Origin of the sequence: Gymnodinialimonas sp. 202GB13-11 (genome assembly GCF_040932485.1) — a bacterium.
Classification (GTDB): Bacteria; Pseudomonadota; Alphaproteobacteria; order Rhodobacterales; family Rhodobacteraceae; genus Gymnodinialimonas; species Gymnodinialimonas hymeniacidonis.
Map to the genome: position 1 here is coordinate 2,172,664 of NZ_JBFRBH010000001.1, position 18,737 is coordinate 2,191,400.

Genomic DNA, 18,737 nt, shown 5'->3' on the forward strand with positions numbered 1-18,737 from the left:
GCCATGCCCCGCCCTGCCCCCGTTCTGCACCGAGATGACCCGGCGAAAGACCCGCTGACGGGCCATGTAAAGGTCACGCGCGAGGATTGGTTGAACGCGGCGCGCGATGTGCTGGTTAGCGAAGGCGCGGGCGAGGTGAAGATCCTCGCGCTGGCCACGCGGTTGGGTGTCTCACGGTCCAGCTTCTACTGGTATTTCGGCTCCCGCGCGGAGCTTCTGGCGGCGCTGCTGGACGATTGGGAGGCGCGCAATACCGCGCCGATCTTGCGCCACTGCGCGATGTCGGCAGAGACGATAACGGGTGCGCTGTGCAACTTCTTCCGTTGCTTTGTGGAGGACAGCATCTTTGACGCCCATCTGGATTTCGCCGTGCGGGAATGGTCGCGGCGCGATGCTTCTGTACGCGGGCGGATTGATGCGGCAGATGCGGCGCGGTTGGACGCCGTGACGGCCATGTATGCGGCTCATGATTACGATGCGGCGGAGGCCGATATCCGCGCGCGGATCCTCTATTTCATGCAGATCGGCTATCACGCGCTGGAGCTGCAGGAGGATATGGCACAGCGCATGGACCGCTTGCCCGGATTTCTAGAGCATTTCACGGGGCGGGTGCCTACGGCGGACGAAGTGGCGGCATTCACCGCTTTTGCGATGGCGCGCCCTGTCCCTACAGCGTGACGCGCTGACCGGTTCGAACACTTTCATCGGCCGCCAGACAGATAGCGAGGGAGCGCACCGCATCCTCCATATGGCGGGTGAGGTCGATATCCTCGGCAATCGCACGGCGCATATAGGCCTGCTCCGCATCGCACAATTCCTGATGGCCGGGTTCTTCGGCTAGGTCGATCATCTGGTCGCCCGCGGGGCGGTGGACAAGCAGACCGCCAACCTTTGTGTGACCGTCAATGTCGGCGCTTTCGCCCTTGTCGGCATCGGTGATCGAGACAGAGCCGTTCGGGCTGATCACATCCTTCACGAAGAACGCAGTCTCACTCATCATTGGGCCCCAGCCAGCCTCGTACCAGCCGACGGAGCCGTCGTTGAACATCACTTGGAACTGGCCGTAATTGTACATGTCCGGCGCGATCTCATCGCTGAGCCGCAGACCCATGCCGTGGACGGCCACGGGCTTGGCGTCGGTGATCTGGCACCAGACATCGACGTAATGCACCCCGCAGTCGACAATCGGCGCAGTGGTGTCCATGAGCGCTTTGTGCGTCTCCCACTCCGCGCCTTTGGATTGCTGGTTGAGGTTCATGCGGAAGACATACGGACCGCCGAGCGCGCGGGCCTCGGCAATGAGGCGCTGCCAGCTTGGATGATGGCGCAGGATGTAGCCCACGACCAGTTTGCGGCCCGTGGCATGGGCCTTGTCCACGACCGCCTGCGCGTCGGACACATTGGTGGCGAGGGGCTTTTCGACAAAGACATGCGCGCCTGCATCTATGGCCTTCAACGCAAGCTCAGCGTGGCTGTCGGAATAGGTGGCGATGACGACGAGATCGGGCTTGGTGGCAAGGGCAGCGTCGACGTTTGAGAACCATGGATAGGCCTGCAGTTCGGACGGCAAATCTGGCTGGGTCCGACTGACCAGCCCGACAATCTCAGCATCATGGGCGGCGTGGTGGGCGAGCGCGTGGCTGCGACCCATGTTGCCGAGGCCGATGATGAGGGCACGCAACGTCACGTTAGCTTTCCAGCCGTCGGGCGGCGCCGACGGCAACCTCTTTGCCAGTGATCCGCGACCGGACCGCGGCGAAGGCCATGGCAAGGCTGCGGAGGTTTTCGGCGGCCCCGTTGGATGGCTCGCGGTCGTCTTCTATGGCGCAAAGAAGCTCTCCCATCGTACCCATGAACCCGTCGTTGAACCAATCGCCTTCCAACTCAGGGCGGGCGATGCCGTCGGGTGTGGTCATCGTCACCCTTTGCTGGCCCAGATCCGGTCCGTCTGATTGAATGCTTCCTGCCGTGCCACCCACGAAGGTCGTGTCGCGAGGGCCGTGGGGGATGCCGCCGTCGAAGACCAGGGAGGCCTGTGCCCCGTCGGCGCGGACCATCGCCTGCGCCAAAAGCGGCACCTTGTTGGCCTGCCCTGCCCCACGCAAGGCGCTGGCAAAAACGGACTCGACCCGGTCGCCGAGGATTGAGTTCACGAAATCGAACCAATGCACGCCGAAATCATAGAGGATCAGATCTTCGATCTCGTCAAAGGGCGTGCCAGCGGTCCAGCCGTGATTCCAATGCACATTTAGATGGATCGACAGGACTTGCCCGATATGACCGGCGCGCGCGGCCTCTCGCATGAAGGCAAAATACGGCGCCCACCGCGCGTTCTGGTTCACGGCGAGCTTAACGCCCTTGTCTTGCGCCAGCTTCACAAGGTCCATGCCGGTGTCGAGGTCGGTTACGAAAGGCTTCTGGCTGAGCACATGTTTGCCCACGTTCAAAGCGGACTCGATGATCTCGGTCCGGTGTTCGGGGTGCAGCGTGATGTCGACCACGTCGATGTCGGGGTTGGACAGGATGGCCTGCCAATCCTGCTCGATACGGGCTTGCGGGCAGTATTCAGCGGCCTTTTCCTCCGCCTTTGCGGGTGTCCGGTTCCACATCGCGGCCACCTGCCAGCCCGCCTTGCGATAGGCGTCGAGGTGCGAACCGGAAATGCCGCCGGTGCCGATGACCCCAATGCGCGGCTTCAGGTGCTGCGGCATGGGAGGCTTGTAGGCCACGTCGGGCGCCGCGATTTCAGGCAGTTCGGCCGCCTTCAGGGCATAGGTATCGCTATCGCCGGCGTCGCTCATGGCAGAAGCTCCAGGGTCCGTTTTTGTTGGGCGGAAGCGGCGGCAGTGTCCACGATCCGTTGCGCCGTCAGGCAGAGGACGGGATCGAATGGCCCCTCGGGCTGCGCGCCACGATCAATCAGGTCAAGGATATAGGCAATGGCGTCGGCACGGCCTTCGGGCAGCGGATCGACGAGGATGTCGTGTTTCTCGGGGTTCGCGCGGGTCTGCACGGTGACATAAGGCGCGTAGTCAGGCGAACAGATTGTGCCGTCACCGCCCACGAAGACGAAGCCGCACATGGGTTGTGGATTGACCGACCACGGATCGGTGAAGGTGCCCCAGCGGGTTTCCATCTTGCTGAGGCCGCGCGCGTAGCGAACAACTGCGATGGCGTGCTGATCCACCTCGATCCCCGGCACGTCGTCGATGGTGCAGGTGACTTCCAGCGGAGCCTCGCCATCCATGTACCATGTCCCAAGCGTCGCGCCGTAGCCCATGTAATCCAGCAGCGCACCACCACCGGAGGCCTTCTTGTACCACCAGCTGTCGGGCTTCTGTGCCTCAACTTCTTCTGGACTGACCTCCACCTTGTCGGCCAGATGGAACAGAGGCCCGCGATTGCCGTCGTAGAAATGCACCTCGCGCAGCTCACCGATAATCCCTTCATCAATCAAGCGCTTGGCGGTCAGGTGGCTTTCCACCCAAGCCAAAGGCCAGTTGATTGACATGATCTTCCCCGTCCCCTCCATCGCTTTCATCATCCGCCGCGCGTCATCGGCGCTGGCGGCAAATGGCTTTTCGACATGGATGTGCATGCCATGGGGCGCGAGGCGTTCGGTCATTTCGGCATGGTCCGCCGTGGCGCAGCACAGAATGGCGAGGTCGTAGGGACCCGCCGCCATGCAGGCGTCGAAGTCGGTGAACACGCGATCCTCCGCGACACCGAACGTGTCGATAGCGCCCTGCATCTTCGCGCGATCCGGGTCATAAAGACCTGCGATTTCGGCGTCCGGGTGTTCGTCCACCATCCGCAACAGATCGCCCATATGCATGTGGTCAAAGCTAATGCCGACAACCTTGAAGCGTGCCATCTACCTACTCCCCGTAATCCGTACATAAAGCGCCGTGACCAGCAGGATGATCAAGCCGAAGAGCGCGATCCGCGCCCCTTCCGGCATCTGCAGAAGTGTCAGCATCGTGTCGATCACCCGCAGGATCAGCGCGCCGACGATGGCTCCGGCAAAGGATCCGCGCCCGCCGAAAATTGACGTCCCGCCAATCACCGCCGCCGCGACCGAGGGCAACAGAAGCGGGTTCGCAAGCTGCAACGACGGTGTGCGGATCATTCCTAGGTAGAGCAGTCCGGCGAGCGCTGCGATCAGACCGGACAGTGCGTAGAGCGCCAGAAACACCTGCCAGCTTTTCACGCCGCTGAGCTTGGCCGCATTCTCGTTTGAACCCAGCGCGAAGAGCAGCCGCCCGAAGCCGGTGAAGCGCATCAGCCACAGGATGAACAGCGCGAAGGGGAGGAACAGGAACAGGCCATTGGGCAGGCCTGCTGTCCGCCCGGTGCCGAGCCAGATGAGGAAGTCCGGCACCAGCGTTCCGGTGGAGATCACGAAGCGCTGGTAGACTTGCAGGCAACCGGTGGCGATCAAGCCTGTGCCGAGGGTCATGATAAGCGGATGGACCCGAACGACGCCCACACCAAAGCCGTTCACCAGTCCTACGACCAACCCGCAGGCCATGGCGATGGCGACCGCGCCCGGCACCCCGATCAGCGGCGCAAGCGTGGCGCAGACGAAGGCTGCGATGGTGGCGACGATCCCTGCGGAAAGGTCGATACCCGCTGTCAGCATGGTCAACACCTGACAGGCCGCCAGCATCGCCAGCGGGATGGCAAACTTGATGAGGTTGTTGACCCAGAAGGCGGACAGCGCGCCGGTTCGCCCGGTGCGCACCGGCATGACGATGTAGAAATGCGCGAAGATCAGCAGGATCAGGAAGAAGATCAGCGGGATCACCGGGTTGTCGCGGAGGAACCGGCCAAGACGGACGAGGCCACGCTCTTCCGCAGCTTCCGCGTGGATGCGTGTGTCGCTCATGTTCGCCTCCCCCGGTAGGTCAAGACTGCGCCCAGCATGACGACAGCCACCATTACGACGCCCTCCACGATGGTGGTCACGTTCGGGTCCACGTTCGCGAGCGTCAAGATGGTGCGGATGATGCGCAGGATGAAGACCGCGATGATCGGCCCAAGCAGGCCACCACGCCCGCCGCCCAGCATGACGCCGCCCAGAACCACCGCCGCAACGGAGGCGAGCAGATAGGGGCCCGGCACGGGCTCTCCGATACCGGTCAGCATGATGAGCGACAGGCCACCCATCGCAGCCAACACCCCGGCCAAGGCATAGGCTGCAACCTTGGTCCAGCCGACGGACACGCCAGAGCGGAAGGCTGCCAGTTCATCGGAGCCCACGGCATAAATCGACAGCCCCAGTTTGGAGCGGCGTATCGGCACCCAGACAAGCGCGATGGCAATCAGGATGACGAGCAAGGCGTTGGGAAGAAACGGAATAAGCGAGCCGTTGATAAGGCTCCGCAACCCCGGCGCGACCGTGCCGCCCGGCGTCTCAAGGATCAGCAGCGCCACGCCTTCCCACACAAAAAGCATGGCCAGTGTGACCACGATATCCGGCACCTTTGTGACCACGATCAACCCGCCATTGATCGCGCCCATCAGCCCGCCAAGGGCCAGTGTGATCGCCACGGCAGGCACCGCCCCTATGCTTTGCATCAGCACCGCCGCCGTCACCCCGCAGACCGCCATGATCGACGCAATAGACAGGTCGATGCCCCCCACGATGACAACAATCGCCATGCCAGCGGTCGCAAACGCGAAGGGCAAAGCCGCGCGGGCGAGGCTTTCAAGCCCGGTTGCGCCAAAGCTCGGCTGGATCAGCTTGGTGACAATCAGCAGGACCGCCAGCAATGCCAGCAACCCCATCACCCAAGCGTTCTTGCGCACCACGCTCATGACGCCGCCTTCGCTTCGGTCAAGCCATAGGCCGCACGCATCAAGGTCTGTTCATCGGCGTCCGCGGCGTCGATCACGTCCACAACGCGCCCGTTGAAGATCACCACGGCCCGGTCGCAGGCCAGCGGCACCTCCTCCAGTTCGGAGGTATAGAACAGCACCGCCGCGCCCTGCTCCGCCAACTCCCGCACCAGCGGATAGATCTGCCGCTTCGTTCGCACATCGATGCCGCGTGTGGGGTCGAACAACAGCAGCGTCTCCACCCCATGAGCCAACCAACGCCCGATGGTCACCTTCTGCTGGTTGCCACCGGACAGCCGCTGCACCTCGCCCTGCGCGCGGGTGTCGATCTGAAGCTTTTCAATGGCATGGCCCACGCGGGCGCGTTCGTGCTTGCCCTTCAACGGGCCCCAATCGCGCAGGCGGGCGGAGAAGGGCAGCGCGATGTTCTCCCGCACCGACCGCTCGCGCATCAGCGCTTCGGCCCGGTCACCGGGCACGAAGGTCAGCCCGGCGGCAATGGCCTGCGACGGGTGGTTGAAGCTGACGGCCTGGCCATCCACCTCCAACGTCCCTCCGGTCGCCTTGCGGAAGCCTGAGAGCACTTCGAACACCTCGTCCTGCCCTTGTCCCTCAAGTGCGACGACCCCCAGCACCTCGCCGGGGTAGAGATCGAAGGACACGTCCGTCACCTTGGGCGCAACGGCCAGCCCACGCGCGCTCAGACGCGGTGCGCCTTCATTCACATGGCGCGCCCGCGCGGCGGCTTTGCCAAGGTCGATCTTCGCCCCCAGCATCAGCTCAACCACCTGTTCCTCGGCCCCCGGCGCGATCTTCAAATCGCCCACCGTCCGCCCATCGCGCAGCACTGTGGCACTGTCGCAAAGCTCTTGAATCTCTGTAAAGCGGTGCGAGATGTAGATGACCCCGCGCCCCTCATCCGCCTGACCGCGCACGGTTTTTAGCACCTTCTCCACCAGATCGGTTGGCAAGGCTGCCGTCATCTCATCCAGCATCAACACGTCCGGCTCCGCCGCTATGGCTCGGGCCAGATCGAGGATCCGCAGGGTCGCCAGCGGTAGATCTGCGATCATGTGATCCAGCCGCAGCCCCTCAATCCCCAGTTCATTCACCCAATGGCGAAACGGCTCAACCGGCGTGTCGCCGAGGCGCAGATTGTCGGCGACATCGAGGTCTGGGATCAGCGAAGGCTCCTGATAGACCGGCACCAAACCGGAACGCCGCGCCTGCGCAGGGGAGCCGACCTGCGCGGGCTTGCCACGGATCAAAACCTTACCCGCATCGGGTTTCAGCGCGCCGGTGATGATCTTGACGAAGGTCGATTTGCCCGCACCGTTTGCGCCCATCAGCGCAACAACTTCGCCCGACCCGACATGCAGGCTAGCGTCGGTCAGCGCCCGCACCGCGCCGAAGCTTTTCGCCACGCCGGTCGCGTCCAACAGCGCATTTTGGTTTTGCCCGCTCATCTCGCCCCGGATGTTTGTCTATTGACTGGGGTGCCCCACGCTTGGCGGAGCACCCGATATTTTCAATTCAAATCAGCCTTCGCAGGCGATGATCTCTTCCATTGAGTAGTCCGTCCAACCGGGGATGGAGACCGAGACGGGCCATTCCGGATCGAGGTTCGGGTTCAGCGCGCCTGCGATGGTCTCCTGCCCTTCGGCAGAGGTGTTTTCCCAAAGAACCGGATCGACCAGAACAGTGGTCTCTGCCGGAGCCTCGCCGTTCAGGATGTCCACGGCCAGTGCGATGCCCGCGCCACCGACGGAGCCGGGGTTGGTCACAGCTGCACCCTCAAGACCCTCGGTTTCAGCCAGATACTGGACAAAGCCCGCGTTATCCGCGCCCACAATCGGCACCAGCGGCGCGCCGGATTCCACGAACGCATCCACGATCACGTTGTCGATGCCGGAGGTCCAGACACCATCGAACGGGATGCCCGTGGCGAGGAAGTCGAACATCTGCTGCTTGCCTTGGTCCTGCTGCCAGCCAGTGAAGACCTCATGCACAACCTCGATGTTGGGATATTCGGCCAACGCCCTCTGGAAGCCGTTGTCGCGGTCGGTATCGGCAGAAACACCCGCGATCCCGCGCATGTAGACCACTGCGCCTTCGCCGCCGAGCTGTTCGAACAGCCAGCGCGCGCCGAGATAGGCGTATTCTTCCTGGTTGTTGGACAGGATATATGCGCCTTCCGCCGTCACACCGGCGTCCACGGCAACCACGACGATGCCCGCCTCGATGGCGGCATCAAGTGCCGAGTTCAGCGCGTCGGGGTTGGACGGGTTGAGCACGATGGCATCGACACCCGCTTCGATCAGGTTGTTGAGGTCTTCAAGTTGACCCGCCGCATCGGTGTTGCGGTGCGCCACGATCAGCTCGGCCACGTCACCTTCAACAGCCGCCTGCGCGCGCATGGCGCAGATCATCTGCTCGCGCCAGCCATTGCCTTGCACGGTGTTTGACACACCGATTGTGTAGGCCGCGTGGCCATCGGCAAAGGCCGCACCCGGCACCAGCATCGCCAGAGCGGCGGCAGTTGTAAGAAGTTTTCTCATTGGTCTTCCTCCCTTGGGATTACAAAACGAATTCAGGGGCTTGGCACCCTCTACTTGATGAATGGTTGCAGCACGTCACGGGCCAGCAGGAACCCGCGTTTGACCTTTTCGTCCGTGCCTTCAAACAGGCGGTCCTCATGCTCGATGATCACAGGGCCATCGTATCCGGCGCGGTAGAGCCCGCTGAAAAAGTCGCTCCAATCGACATCACCGAGCCCGCAAAGGCGCGGGATTTGCCAGCCCATGCCTGTGGACATCACGCCGTTCTCATAAAGCCCGTCACGGTCAACCATAACGTCCTTGGCGTGGACATGGCCCATGTGGGGGCCGAATTCCTTGATAAAGCGGGTCTGGTCGATGAATTGCCAGATCAGGTGCGAGGGGTCGAAATTCATACCGACCGCGTCGCCCCATTGCTCGAATATCCGTCGCCAGATCTTGGGGCTGTAGGCGATGTTATGGCCGCCGGGCCATTCGTCATAGCTGAAGATCATCGGGCAGTTTTCAAAGCAAAGGCGCACACCCTGGGCCTGCGCATGGGCGACGATGGGATTGAAGATCTCAACGGCGCGTTCCCAGTTCTCATCGACGTTGAGCGTGCGGTCCCCACCCACAAAGGTGTTTACAATCGGCACGCCCATCGTCCCTGCTGCCGTAATCACCTTCATAAGGTGGCCAATGACCTCATCGCGATGGTCGGCATCGGCGTGCAGTGGGTTGGGGTAGTACCCAAGGCCGGAAATCTCGATGCCATGCTCGGCCAGAGCACCCTTGATGTCGTCGCCTTGCGCCGCAGTCAGCCCGTCCACATTGATGTGAGACGTCCCGGCATAGCGCCGCTTCTCGCCTCCGCTCGCAGGCCAACACGCCACCTCGAAGGCCGAGAACCCATTCGCCCCGGACCATGCCGCGATATCCATCAAGTCGCTGTCTTCAAACGGTGCCGTCAGTAGCCCTAGTTTCATACCTTACCCCCCGATCTCATCCAGCCGCACCCAGCGGTTTTCTTTCGCCGACAGCACCACCGCATCGCAGAACCGCATCTCGTAATGGCCATCCTCGAACGTGGCCCAGGTGCTGTCCGCTTGCCGCCCGCCCGCTTCCACATCGGCGTACACAGCCCTGAAAAAATTGAAAAATGAGTCAGCAAAGCCTTCGACGTGACCGGGCGGCAAAGTGGCGGCCGCAACGCCGGAGTCGTTCATCAACGTGAAGTCCCGCATCAGCGTCTGGTTCGGTCCGTCGCGGTGCCCGATGAACAGATGGTCCGGCGTTTCGCTGTCCCACGCCGCAGACGCCTTCGCGCCCGCCACATCCCATTGCAGCGAGTTCTTGCGGCCCACGTTGATCTGCGACGTACTCATCACACCGCGCGCGCCGTTCGGATAGCGGATCACGATCATCGCGGCGTCGTCGGTGTTGATCTGGGCGGTTTCAGTGGCACCGGCGGCGGATGAAAACGTCTCGACCGGCCCAACCGGCTTCTCCCGCTCGGGGATGAACGTGGCCAACTCCGCCATGACTGCCTCAGCCTTCAGGCCCGTCACAAAGCTGGTCAGATCCACCCAATGCGTCCCGATATCGCCGACCGAACGCAGCGCGCCGCCCTCTTCCGCGACCAGACGCCAATTCCAATCGGTCGGTTTCGCCAGCCAATCCTGATGGTAGTGGCCGGTCACAAACCGGATGTCGCCCAGATCGCCCGCCTTGACCATGCCGTGCGCCTGTTGGTTCAGCGGATAGAAGCGGATGTTGTAGCAAACAGCCGCCACCTTGCCGGAGGCCTTCGCGACCTCCACCATCTCGGCGGACTCGGCACTGGTCATCGCCAGCGGCTTCTCACAAATCACATGTTTGCCCGACTGCAGGATAGCTTTTACCTGCCCGTAATGGGCGTGGTTGGGTGAGGTGACGTGGACCACATCCACCGTGTCATCCGCCAAAAGATCCTCGAGCGTGGCGTAGGCATGGGGCACGCCAATCTCGGCCGCCCGTGCCGCGCCACGCTCTGGGGAGGACCCGAGAACACCTTTCACCTGCACGCCCAGCCGACGCAGGGCTTGCGTGTGGACCGTGCCGATAAAGCCCGTGCCGATCACCGCCGCGCCAATCTTCGCAAAATCCGTCATGAGCCCCCCTCAGACAACAGAATATCCCCCATCGACCGGAAGCGTGACGCCGGTGATGAACCCCGCCGAGTCACTCGCCAGAAACAGCGCTGCCCCCGCAATGTCGCCCGGCTGACCCCAACGACCCATGGGCGTGCGCTCTTCGATCCCTTTGGTGAAACTCTCATCCTGCCGGGCGCGCGCGGATTGCTCCGTTACGATAAAGCCGGGGGCTATCGCATTCACACGAATGCCATGCTCGGCCCAGGCGATAGCCAGTGACTTCGTCATCTGCTCCACCCCGGCCTTGCTGGCGCCGTAAGCTGGGTTCCGGGGCGAGCCAAAGCGCGCATACATTGATGCGATGTTGATCACCGCCCCACCCTTCAACGCGCCCTGCAACGCCTCCGCGCACCGCAGGGAGCCCACAAGGTTCACATTCAAGACGTGCGAGAAGAACTCCGGATCCATCTCTTCGCCGCGGCGCGTGATGGCCGCACAATTCACCAACACGTCCAGCCGCGTTATCCCGACCGCGAAGGCACGCACCGCATCGGTATCGGTGACATCAAGTTGCGTATAGGCAAAGCCGTCATCCGGATCCGGCGCAGCCTCAACGCCCGTGATTTGCACATGCGCGCCCGCGTCACGGAACGCACTGGCTATCGCAGTGCCGATTCCACCGCGGCTCGCGCCCACGACCAGAACCTCGGCCCCGGAGAAATCCCCCTGATATGTCGCGGACGCCGCTATCGGCCTACCCTCCCTGTAATCGATTTCAATCTCCCGCGATAAACGCTTTGCGAAATATGAAATCGATTACATACTCGAAGCGGAATCAGATTCGTGTCAAGCGGCGATTTCAGAACCAAGGAATGAAAATGGCCCCCAAAAGCGCGACGATCCAAGATGTGGCACAGGCGGCGAAGGTTTCGACCGCGACGGTCAGTCGTGCGCTTTCGAACCCCGGCCTTTTGTCCGAACGGACGCGCGAACAGGTGATGGAGGCCATCAAAACCACCGGCTACCGCGTGAACCACGCCGCGCGGAACCTGCGGATGCAGCGCGCGGGCGCGGTCCTGATCCTTGTGCCGAACCTCGGTAAACCTTTCTATTCCGCGATCCTGCGCGGGATCAGCCAAGGGTTTGCGAGCAGCGACTATTCCATCCTGATCACAGACACAGAAAACACCCCGATGGCCGAGGGCGAACTCGTCGGCAATTTCACCCAAGGCCGCGTCGATGGCGTGGTGTCGCTCGACGGCGGTCTGACCCCGCAGACGCTGGACCAATGCCGCGCGCAAGGCGTCGACAGCCGCATCGTATTTGCCTGCGAATGGGTCGACGGCTATGCCTTCCCCTCGATCCAGTCCGACAACCGCGACGGGGCGCGGCAGGCGATCCGCCACCTTGCCGATCTGGGTCATCGCAAGATCGCCCATATCACCGGACCGGAGGGCAACGTGCTGACCGCCGTACGCCGCGAAGGGGCGCTGGCGGAGCGGACCCGCCTTGGTCTGCCCGCGCGCGATGATTGGATCATTCGCGGTGATTTCTCGCTGGAATGCGGCCATACCGCGGCCGAACGCATCCTTGCCATGGAGGACCGGCCCACTGCCGTGTTCTGCGCGGCGGATATGGTGGCCTTCGGCCTGATCGCAGACCTGGCCGCGCACGGGGTGCGGGTGCCTGAGGACATCTCGGTTGTCGGCTTTGACGATATCGATATGGCAGGCAGCTATGTCCCCGCGCTGACCACGATCCGTCAAGATCGGGAGCGTTTGGGCCGCACCGCGGCTGAGCGCCTTTTGGCGCGCCTCAAGACCCCAGCAAACGCCCCCGCCATCGAAGAACTTCTGCCGGTCGAACTGGTTGTCCGAGGCTCCACCGCTCCGCCCGCCTAACATGGCGGCGCGCCCGCGACCCATTGCTCCAGATCTACGCACGTGCCTGTCATCGGGGCCGAGGCGTCGGACAGCATCCACACAGCTTGCGCCGCACATTCCTCGGCTGTGATGAAGCGTCCCAACGGCTGCGCCCTGCCCTGCGCTTCAAGCCAATCTGGCCCCTTCTCGGCCGCATGCAGCGCGGCCTCCGTCTCCGTCGCCACCCAACCAAGGTTGATCCCGTTCACCCGAATGCGGTCCACCATGTGATGGTGCGCCGCATTCTTCGTCAGCGTCTGCAATCCACCCTTTGTGCCCGCATAAATCGCCAGATCCGGCACCCCGCAATGGGCGTTCATCGACTGGATATTCACGATGGACCCCGGCGCGCCCCGCCCTTTCAGATGGCGGATCAGCCCCGACATCAGGAAAAACGGCGCACGGAAATTCACAGCGACCAGTGCGTCAAACCGAGCCATATCGGCATCCACGAAAGAGGCACGCGTTGTGATCCCTGCGGCATTCACCAAACCGTCGACGCGACCAGCCTCCGCGATTGCCTTCTCCATCACCCGCCCGGGCGCATCTGGTTCCGCGAGATCGGCGACGATCCCGCCACATGGGTCGCGATCCACCCCAATCACCTCAGCCCCCGCCGCTTCGCAGGACGTGGAAATCGCCGCCCCGATGCCCCTCGCCGCGCCAGTCACAAGCACCACTTTTCTGGATAAATCACTCATTCCGCCGCAGGCACCGCATCGGCCCCGTGAAACTCCTCCCGGTAGGGTTTCGCAGTCGGTGGCAAATCCCGTCGCAAATAGTACCCCGGCTCCGTCCGCATCCGCTTCAGCGCGCCAAGCATCTCTCGGTATGCGTGAAACATGGAGGGATCAGGCGCGGGCAGGTCGTGTTTGATCGCCGCATGCAGGCGCGGCAGCGCGTGGTAGGGCACAACCGGATACATGTGATGCTCCACATGGTAATTCATGTTCCAGTAGATCCAGCGGCTGACCGGGTTCATCAAAACCGTGCGCGAGTTCAGGCGGTGATCCAGCACATCCTCCGCCAACGCGCCATGCTGCAACAGACCGGTCATCACCATGTGCCATGTCCCGTAGATGCGCGGCCCTCCGATCAGCATCAGCGGCAAAAGCGACCAAGTCGCCAACGCCAGCACGACAGCCGCCAGATGCACCGCCACGAACAGTCGCGCCCAGAAGATCGCCTTGGGGATCTGGCTTTCCGGGATATAGCCACGCTCCGCCTCATCGGGGCCAGATACAGCCTGCCGCAGCAGGATGCCGAAATGCTGGAACACATCCGGGATTCCGATGAAATGCAGTGCTTTCCGGGCAATATCCGGCGGGCGCATGATCGCGATTTCGGGGTCACGGCCCACGATGATCGTATCTGTGTGATGCCGCATATGGCTCCACCGCCAGGCGACCGGGTTCCGCATCACCATGAAACTGGCGAGGTTATAAACCCAACGGTTCTTCCATTGCGTCTTGAAGGCCGTCCCATGCCCACATTCGTGCCAGCGACTGTCGCAGGCCGAGCCGTAAAGCACACCGTAGATGAGGAAAAACGGCACGCACCACCAGCTGCCCCAGGCCAACACCCCGCCCGTGCCCGAGACAATCAGCAACCCGATCCACAGAATCGTATCCCGCGTCGCCGGCCCGTCGCTGCGCTGCATCAGGTCTTTCATCACCTTACGTGGCACGTCGGAATGATACCAACCGGCCGAGACCAGCCCCAATTCCTCTGCCCGGGCCGCCTCTGGCCCAGTCAACGAATAGTCGCGCTTTTCGTAAGTATCTCTGGGCATTTCGCCTCCTCCCGCTCTGAAATGTGGCGAGGGGCATGGGTTCAAGTCAACGAATTGCCGATTGAATTTGACGATTCTGGCGCTTGCAGGCCCCGATCACATCATTTTACATCATACCTATGCGCGCAACGCTCAAAGACCTCGCCCGAGCCGCCAATGTCTCGACCGCCACGGCGGACCGGGCGCTCAACAATCGCGCTGGCGTATCGGCACGGACGCGGGCCATCGTTTTGCAGGCGGCGCACCGGATCGGCTATGTCGCCGAAACCCCGGCAAGCCCACGGCCCGTGCACCTTGCTATCCTGCTGCCCCGCGGCACCAACGCGTTCATCGAAGAGCTGCGCCATCACCTCCGGCGTATGGCCAGCCATGACGGCACCCTAACTCTCGATTTCCCAGACATCGCCGATCCAACGCCCGACGCGATGCGTACAGCCATCGAACAGGTGGCCGGGGCCGACGGCATCGCCGTTCTGGCGCGCCATCATCCGCTGGTCCAGGACGCCGTACAGCGGGTGACGCGGGCAGGCACGCCGGTTGTGACACTGGCCTCCGATCTGCCGGGCAGCGGGCGGCTGGCCTATATCGGTGTCGATGACATGCGCGCCGGGCGACTGGCAGGGCAGGTCATTACCCGGTTCCTCGGTCCCCGGCCCGCCGGCAAAATCGCGCTCTTTGCAGGCTCGCTCAGCTATCGCGCCCATCAGGAGCGGGAGATGGGCCTTCGGCAACTTCTTTCGGAAGACGCGCCCGGCCTCAGCCTTCTGGAAATCCGCGAAAGCGACGAAAACCGAAATCAGGCACAGGCACAGATGGCCGAGCTGTTGAGCAATCACGACGATCTGGTTGCCATCTACAATGCAGGCGGCGGCACCCAAGGCATTGCCCGGGCGCTGAAGGCTGCGGAGCGCGACCGGGGACTGGTCTTCGTGGCCCATGATCTGACCGAACCCAACAAGGGCCTGCTGCTCGACGGTACACTCGACACAGTGATCGACCAGTCCGCCCGCGCCGAGGCAGCCGAGGTTCTTGCAACCCTGACGGCCGCCGCACGGGGGCAGGATCACAGTTTCACGCCGCCGCAATCGAACCTGATCCTGCGCGAGAATCTGCCTCTTTAACGGGCTTGATGCAGATCAAGGTGCCCCGGGGCGCGCGCGCTATTCTGATCGCGCATGCAGATCCGGGGAGTAACCCAATGTTTTTTGAGAAATTCGACCGCAGCGCTGATCTGGTCAAAGGCATGGCCGAGCGCACGGAAACTGACCTGAGCGATCCAATTATCGCCTCGCAATTCAAGCAGATGGTTTTGGCCTGCTCGGCCTGTTCGGATCAGGAGGCCTGCACGCGCTTGCAAGCCGAGAATTCGCGGCTAGACGCAGCGCCTGACTATTGTCGCAACGCCCTGCGCTTCAAGGACTAGACCTTCAGGCCGCACGCCTCAAACGCCTCCCGCGTAGCGGCTTTTTCGGCTTCGGTTAGGTTAAGCATCGGCGCGCGCACCGGGCCACCCACCTGCCCCAGCAGCTCTTGCCAATACTTCCCGTGGGCCTGCGGCTTGTCCGCCGGTTTCGTGCGTTTGAACGCATCGCGCACCGGATCAAGGCTGTCACGCACTGCCCGCGCTTCCTCAAACCGGCCCTCGAACGCCAGACGGGTATATTCGTTCATCCGCTGATCCCCCTTGGACTGAAGCTGATAGGGCGGGGACGAACAGAGGTAGAGCTTCCAGCCCAACTCCTCGATATTATCCAACCAAGCGCCCTCATCCGCGGTTGAGACATGGATCTTGTCACCCGCGAGCCGCGTCAACTCGGCGTACATAGGGCGCGGGACGGAGTACTTGATCGCCACGATATTCGGCAGATCCGCGATCCGTGCACACAGCTCGGGGCTCATCATGTAGCCACTGTCCGGATGGCTCCACATCGCGATGCCGATATCAACGCGCTCGCAAATCGCCTTGTAATACTGGTAGAGCACTTCGTCCTGCGCACTCACGAAATGCAGCACTGGCGCATGGACCACTACGTAATCCGCACCGCATGCCTGCGCGTGTTGGGCCAGTTCCACCACCGTCTCGAAATTCTGGTCGCTGGCCGAAAAGATCGTGCCTGCCGCCCCATCGCATTCCTCGACGGCGACCTCGATATTCCGCTTCCGCTCCTCCAGCGTCATGGAGAAGAACTCGCCCTGCTTGCCCGCGATAAACAGACCGGCAATGCCCAGATCATCGACCCAGTGGCGGATGTTGGCGCGAAAGCCCTCCTCATTGAACGAATAATCCGCGCGCCACGGGTTCAGGCACGCCGCCCAAATCCCGCGCATATGCTCGCGCGCATGATCCTTCGCGTCCAAACGGCTGTATTTCATGCCTTATTCTCCTTTACGGCGCGCATGGCCGTCCAAATCTTGCACGGGGTCAGCGGCATATCCAGATGCGCCACGCCCATGGGGGCCAGCGCATCCAGCACCGCATTCAGGATCGCAGCAGGCGCGCCGATTGTGCCCGCCTCACCCACACCTTTAGCGCCCAAAGCGTTCATCGCCGTGGGCGTCTCGGTCTTGTGAAGCTTCAACTCAGGAATGTCGGTGGCCCTCGGCAGGGCGTAATCCATCAGCGAACCACTCAACAACTGACCATCGGCGTAGACAACCTGCTCCATCAGGGCCTCGCCCAAGCCTTGCGCAAAGCCGCCGCGCACCTGCCCCTCCACAAAGGCCGGGTTCACCATACGCCCGGCATCATCAAGGCAAGTAACGTGCTGCACATCCAGTACGCCGGTCTCTCGGTCCACCTCAACCGCCACAACATAAACGCCATAGCCCCAGGCCTGGCCTTCATTCTCATATCGGACCTCTTCGACGATCGGGGCCGCGTCACCACGAAGCTGCCGGGCGCGCACCCGCTCTGCCGCTGCGAACACGGCACTGCCCCCAATCGCCGTCCCGCGGGAGGCAACGGCACCGATACCGGCCGGGCATGTTTCGGTATCGCCTTGGATGACATCGACCTGATCGGGCGGCATGTCGAACACATCTGCCACGATCTGCGCATAGGCCGTCTCCCGCCCATGGCCTTGGCTAGACGATCCGCTGGCGACCAGAACGCGGCCGTCCGCGCCCAACGTGACACGGGCGGCTTCAAAGCCTTCGCCTGATGGCTCCAGGTACAAGGCCGCGCCAAGGCCGAACACCCGCCCCTCCTCGCGGGCGGTGCGGCGTTGCTTCAGCAAGTCGGCGTAGTTCGACGCCTCTGCCGCCTGAAACACGGCCGCCGGGTAATCGCCTGAATCGAGAAGGTTGCCCGTCGCCGTTCGCACAGGCAACGCGCTGGAGGGGTGCACATTCTGGATCCGCAGATCCATTGCACTGCGGTTCAGCCGGGCGGCGGCCACGTCAACAAGGCGTTCCATCAGACAGGCGGCTTCAGGCCGCCCGGCCCCACGGTAAATGCCCACCGGCCCAGACCGTTCAACCACAGCCCGCGTGCGAATATCGACCGTCTCAATCGCGTAGGGCCCGGGCAATATCCGTGCCCCGTTCCACGCCGGGATCAGCCCGGAATTTGGCAGCCAGGACCCGACCGGTGCCTCTACCTCTGCGTCCAACCCCAGAAATGTCCCGTCCCCGGCAACCGCCAACCGGCCCCGGCTGGTCAGCCCCCGACCCTGGGTTGCAGACAACATGTCTTCGCTGCGCGTGGCAATCCACCGGACGGCGCGTTTGTGATGCCATGCCGCCCAAACCGCGAACACCTCTTCAGGATAGACCGAGCCTTTCATGCCAAAGGCCCCGCCCACATCCGGCGCAATCACCCGAAGGTGCGCCGGATCAATTCCCAGAATGCTGGCAAATTCGGACCGCGCGCGATGTGGCGTCTGGGTCGACAGCCATATCGTGAGGCCGTCTGCGCTCCATTCCACCACGATCCCCCGCGTCTCCATGGGCGACGGTAACAGCCGCGGATGCTGGATTTGGGCCTCCACCACAAAGGCCGCCTCTGCGAAGGCCGCATCAGGGTCGCCCGTGCGCCATTGCTTTTGCGCCAGTGGCGGCAAATTCGGCGCCGGTGCCTCGTCAACGTCAACAAAGACGGCCTCAGCACCATCCATCGCAGAGGCCGCGCTTTCGGCCAAAACGGCTACAACCGGCTGCCCCAATCCAGTGACACGATCTTGTGCAAGAACGGGAAAATCCGGGCGCCACTCAAGCGATAGAACCTCATTCACACTCAGCGCCCGCGCAACCTCCACGTCCCCGCCGATATGCACCGCACACACGCCCTCAACCTCACGCGCCGCATCCAGCTCGACCGACCTGATCTGGCCGAACGCCACAGGCGCGCGTGCGAATGACAGGTGCAAAGGCGCGGTAAGCTGAACGTCCGCAACAAAACACCCCTCCCCCCGCAATCGCAGCCCAGCGCGGCGGTCAACGGGGCTGTCGCCAATATGCAATTTGGCCTGATCGAACATCCTCCTTCATTCCCATGCCACCGGGTCGAACAGAA

At 62.8% G+C, this 18,737-nt stretch carries 18 protein-coding genes; 4 read left to right on the forward strand and 14 right to left on the reverse strand.

The window, feature by feature from the left end; genetic code table 11:
• The first annotated feature begins 3 nt into the window (after positions 1–3).
• A complete protein-coding gene (locus V8J81_RS10835; protein WP_368475762.1) occupies positions 4–678 on the forward strand; it encodes a TetR/AcrR family transcriptional regulator in 675 nt (224 codons plus the stop codon).
• Here V8J81_RS10835 and V8J81_RS10840 read toward each other — a convergent pair.
• From V8J81_RS10840 to V8J81_RS10885, 10 genes are all read right to left on the reverse strand, one after another.
• Positions 668–1,681: a Gfo/Idh/MocA family protein gene (locus V8J81_RS10840; protein WP_368477629.1), complete on the reverse strand. Its 1,014-nt coding sequence runs from the start codon at positions 1,679–1,681 to the stop codon at positions 668–670. The two genes, V8J81_RS10835 and V8J81_RS10840, sit on opposite strands and share 11 nt — an antisense overlap.
• Positions 1,682–1,688: 7 nt before the next feature.
• On the reverse strand, positions 1,689–2,801 hold the full coding sequence (locus tag V8J81_RS10845) for a Gfo/Idh/MocA family protein (protein WP_368475763.1): 1,113 nt from the start codon (positions 2,799–2,801) through the stop codon (positions 1,689–1,691).
• Entirely contained in the window at positions 2,798–3,874 is a 1,077-nt protein-coding gene (locus V8J81_RS10850) for a Gfo/Idh/MocA family protein (RefSeq protein WP_368475764.1), read from the reverse strand. The genes V8J81_RS10845 and V8J81_RS10850 overlap by 4 nt, the downstream gene beginning before the upstream one ends.
• Positions 3,875–4,888 carry an ABC transporter permease gene (locus tag V8J81_RS10855; protein ID WP_368475765.1) on the reverse strand — a complete coding sequence of 338 codons (1,014 nt, stop codon included), beginning with the start codon at positions 4,886–4,888 and terminating at the stop codon, positions 3,875–3,877. It abuts the gene before it with no gap.
• The gene (locus V8J81_RS10860; protein WP_368475766.1) at positions 4,885–5,820 is read right to left on the reverse strand and encodes an ABC transporter permease; all 936 of its coding nucleotides are present in this window, start codon (positions 5,818–5,820) and stop codon (positions 4,885–4,887) included. The genes V8J81_RS10855 and V8J81_RS10860 overlap by 4 nt, the downstream gene beginning before the upstream one ends.
• On the reverse strand, positions 5,817–7,307 hold the full coding sequence (locus tag V8J81_RS10865) for a sugar ABC transporter ATP-binding protein (protein WP_368475767.1): 1,491 nt from the start codon (positions 7,305–7,307) through the stop codon (positions 5,817–5,819). Before V8J81_RS10865 ends, V8J81_RS10860 begins: the two co-directional genes overlap by 4 nt.
• Positions 7,308–7,379: 72 nt before the next feature.
• A complete protein-coding gene (locus V8J81_RS10870; RefSeq protein WP_368475768.1) occupies positions 7,380–8,399 on the reverse strand; it encodes an ABC transporter substrate-binding protein in 1,020 nt (339 codons plus the stop codon).
• Between the two features lie 50 nt (positions 8,400–8,449).
• Positions 8,450–9,364 (reverse strand): sugar phosphate isomerase/epimerase family protein, encoded by a 915-nt coding sequence (locus V8J81_RS10875; RefSeq protein WP_368475769.1) that lies wholly within the window; start codon positions 9,362–9,364, stop codon positions 8,450–8,452.
• Between the two features lie 3 nt (positions 9,365–9,367).
• Positions 9,368–10,528: a Gfo/Idh/MocA family protein gene (locus tag V8J81_RS10880; RefSeq protein ID WP_368475770.1), complete on the reverse strand. Its 1,161-nt coding sequence runs from the start codon at positions 10,526–10,528 to the stop codon at positions 9,368–9,370.
• Between the two features lie 9 nt (positions 10,529–10,537).
• Positions 10,538–11,206 (reverse strand): SDR family NAD(P)-dependent oxidoreductase, encoded by a 669-nt coding sequence (locus V8J81_RS10885; RefSeq protein ID WP_368475771.1) that lies wholly within the window; start codon positions 11,204–11,206, stop codon positions 10,538–10,540.
• 182 nt (positions 11,207–11,388) lie between these two features.
• Here V8J81_RS10885 and V8J81_RS10890 point away from each other — a divergent pair, with 182 nt between their 5' ends.
• Positions 11,389–12,411, forward strand: coding sequence for a LacI family DNA-binding transcriptional regulator (locus V8J81_RS10890; protein ID WP_368475772.1), 1,023 nt, complete (start codon positions 11,389–11,391; stop codon positions 12,409–12,411).
• Here V8J81_RS10890 and V8J81_RS10895 read toward each other — a convergent pair.
• Positions 12,408–13,133 carry an SDR family oxidoreductase gene (locus V8J81_RS10895; RefSeq protein ID WP_368475773.1) on the reverse strand — a complete coding sequence of 242 codons (726 nt, stop codon included), beginning with the start codon at positions 13,131–13,133 and terminating at the stop codon, positions 12,408–12,410. The genes V8J81_RS10890 and V8J81_RS10895 overlap by 4 nt on opposite strands.
• Positions 13,130–14,224 carry a fatty acid desaturase family protein gene (locus V8J81_RS10900; protein WP_368475774.1) on the reverse strand — a complete coding sequence of 365 codons (1,095 nt, stop codon included), beginning with the start codon at positions 14,222–14,224 and terminating at the stop codon, positions 13,130–13,132. The genes V8J81_RS10895 and V8J81_RS10900 overlap by 4 nt, the downstream gene beginning before the upstream one ends.
• 119 nt (positions 14,225–14,343) lie before the next feature.
• Between V8J81_RS10900 and V8J81_RS10905 the strand changes: the two genes are divergently transcribed.
• Together V8J81_RS10905 and V8J81_RS10910 are read left to right on the forward strand one after the other, a co-directional pair.
• On the forward strand, positions 14,344–15,345 hold the full coding sequence (locus tag V8J81_RS10905) for a LacI family DNA-binding transcriptional regulator (RefSeq protein ID WP_368475775.1): 1,002 nt from the start codon (positions 14,344–14,346) through the stop codon (positions 15,343–15,345).
• Between the two features lie 77 nt (positions 15,346–15,422).
• Positions 15,423–15,647: a DUF6455 family protein gene (locus V8J81_RS10910; RefSeq protein WP_368475776.1), complete on the forward strand. Its 225-nt coding sequence runs from the start codon at positions 15,423–15,425 to the stop codon at positions 15,645–15,647.
• Here the strand turns inward: V8J81_RS10910 and V8J81_RS10915 are convergent.
• Positions 15,644–16,597, reverse strand: coding sequence for a dihydrodipicolinate synthase family protein (locus tag V8J81_RS10915; protein WP_368475777.1), 954 nt, complete (start codon positions 16,595–16,597; stop codon positions 15,644–15,646). The two genes, V8J81_RS10910 and V8J81_RS10915, sit on opposite strands and share 4 nt — an antisense overlap.
• The gene (locus tag V8J81_RS10920) at positions 16,594–18,702 is read right to left on the reverse strand and encodes a xanthine dehydrogenase family protein molybdopterin-binding subunit (RefSeq protein WP_368475778.1); all 2,109 of its coding nucleotides are present in this window, start codon (positions 18,700–18,702) and stop codon (positions 16,594–16,596) included. Before V8J81_RS10920 ends, V8J81_RS10915 begins: the two co-directional genes overlap by 4 nt.
• Positions 18,703–18,737 lie beyond the last annotated feature (35 nt).

Excerpts from the sequence above, each read along its gene's own strand:
- V8J81_RS10920 (WP_368475778.1), bottom strand. The coding sequence starts at position 18,702 with ATGTTCGATCAGGCCAAATTGCATATTGGCGACAGCCCCGTTGACCGC.
- V8J81_RS10865 (WP_368475767.1), bottom strand. The coding sequence starts at position 7,307 with ATGAGCGGGCAAAACCAAAATGCGCTGTTGGACGCGACCGGCGTGGCG.
- V8J81_RS10895 (WP_368475773.1), bottom strand. The coding sequence starts at position 13,133 with ATGAGTGATTTATCCAGAAAAGTGGTGCTTGTGACTGGCGCGGCGAGG.
- V8J81_RS10905 (WP_368475775.1), top strand. The coding sequence starts at position 14,344 with ATGCGCGCAACGCTCAAAGACCTCGCCCGAGCCGCCAATGTCTCGACC.
- V8J81_RS10900 (WP_368475774.1), bottom strand. The coding sequence starts at position 14,224 with ATGCCCAGAGATACTTACGAAAAGCGCGACTATTCGTTGACTGGGCCA.
- V8J81_RS10850 (WP_368475764.1), bottom strand. The coding sequence starts at position 3,874 with ATGGCACGCTTCAAGGTTGTCGGCATTAGCTTTGACCACATGCATATG.
- V8J81_RS10860 (WP_368475766.1), bottom strand. The coding sequence starts at position 5,820 with ATGAGCGTGGTGCGCAAGAACGCTTGGGTGATGGGGTTGCTGGCATTG.
- V8J81_RS10855 (WP_368475765.1), bottom strand. The coding sequence starts at position 4,888 with ATGAGCGACACACGCATCCACGCGGAAGCTGCGGAAGAGCGTGGCCTC.
- V8J81_RS10875 (WP_368475769.1), bottom strand. The coding sequence starts at position 9,364 with ATGAAACTAGGGCTACTGACGGCACCGTTTGAAGACAGCGACTTGATG.
- V8J81_RS10870 (WP_368475768.1), bottom strand. The coding sequence starts at position 8,399 with ATGAGAAAACTTCTTACAACTGCCGCCGCTCTGGCGATGCTGGTGCCG.
- V8J81_RS10890 (WP_368475772.1), top strand. The coding sequence starts at position 11,389 with ATGGCCCCCAAAAGCGCGACGATCCAAGATGTGGCACAGGCGGCGAAG.
- V8J81_RS10845 (WP_368475763.1), bottom strand. The coding sequence starts at position 2,801 with ATGAGCGACGCCGGCGATAGCGATACCTATGCCCTGAAGGCGGCCGAA.
- V8J81_RS10835 (WP_368475762.1), top strand. The coding sequence starts at position 4 with ATGCCCCGCCCTGCCCCCGTTCTGCACCGAGATGACCCGGCGAAAGAC.
- V8J81_RS10880 (WP_368475770.1), bottom strand. The coding sequence starts at position 10,528 with ATGACGGATTTTGCGAAGATTGGCGCGGCGGTGATCGGCACGGGCTTT.
- V8J81_RS10910 (WP_368475776.1), top strand. The coding sequence starts at position 15,423 with ATGTTTTTTGAGAAATTCGACCGCAGCGCTGATCTGGTCAAAGGCATG.
- V8J81_RS10915 (WP_368475777.1), bottom strand. The coding sequence starts at position 16,597 with ATGAAATACAGCCGTTTGGACGCGAAGGATCATGCGCGCGAGCATATG.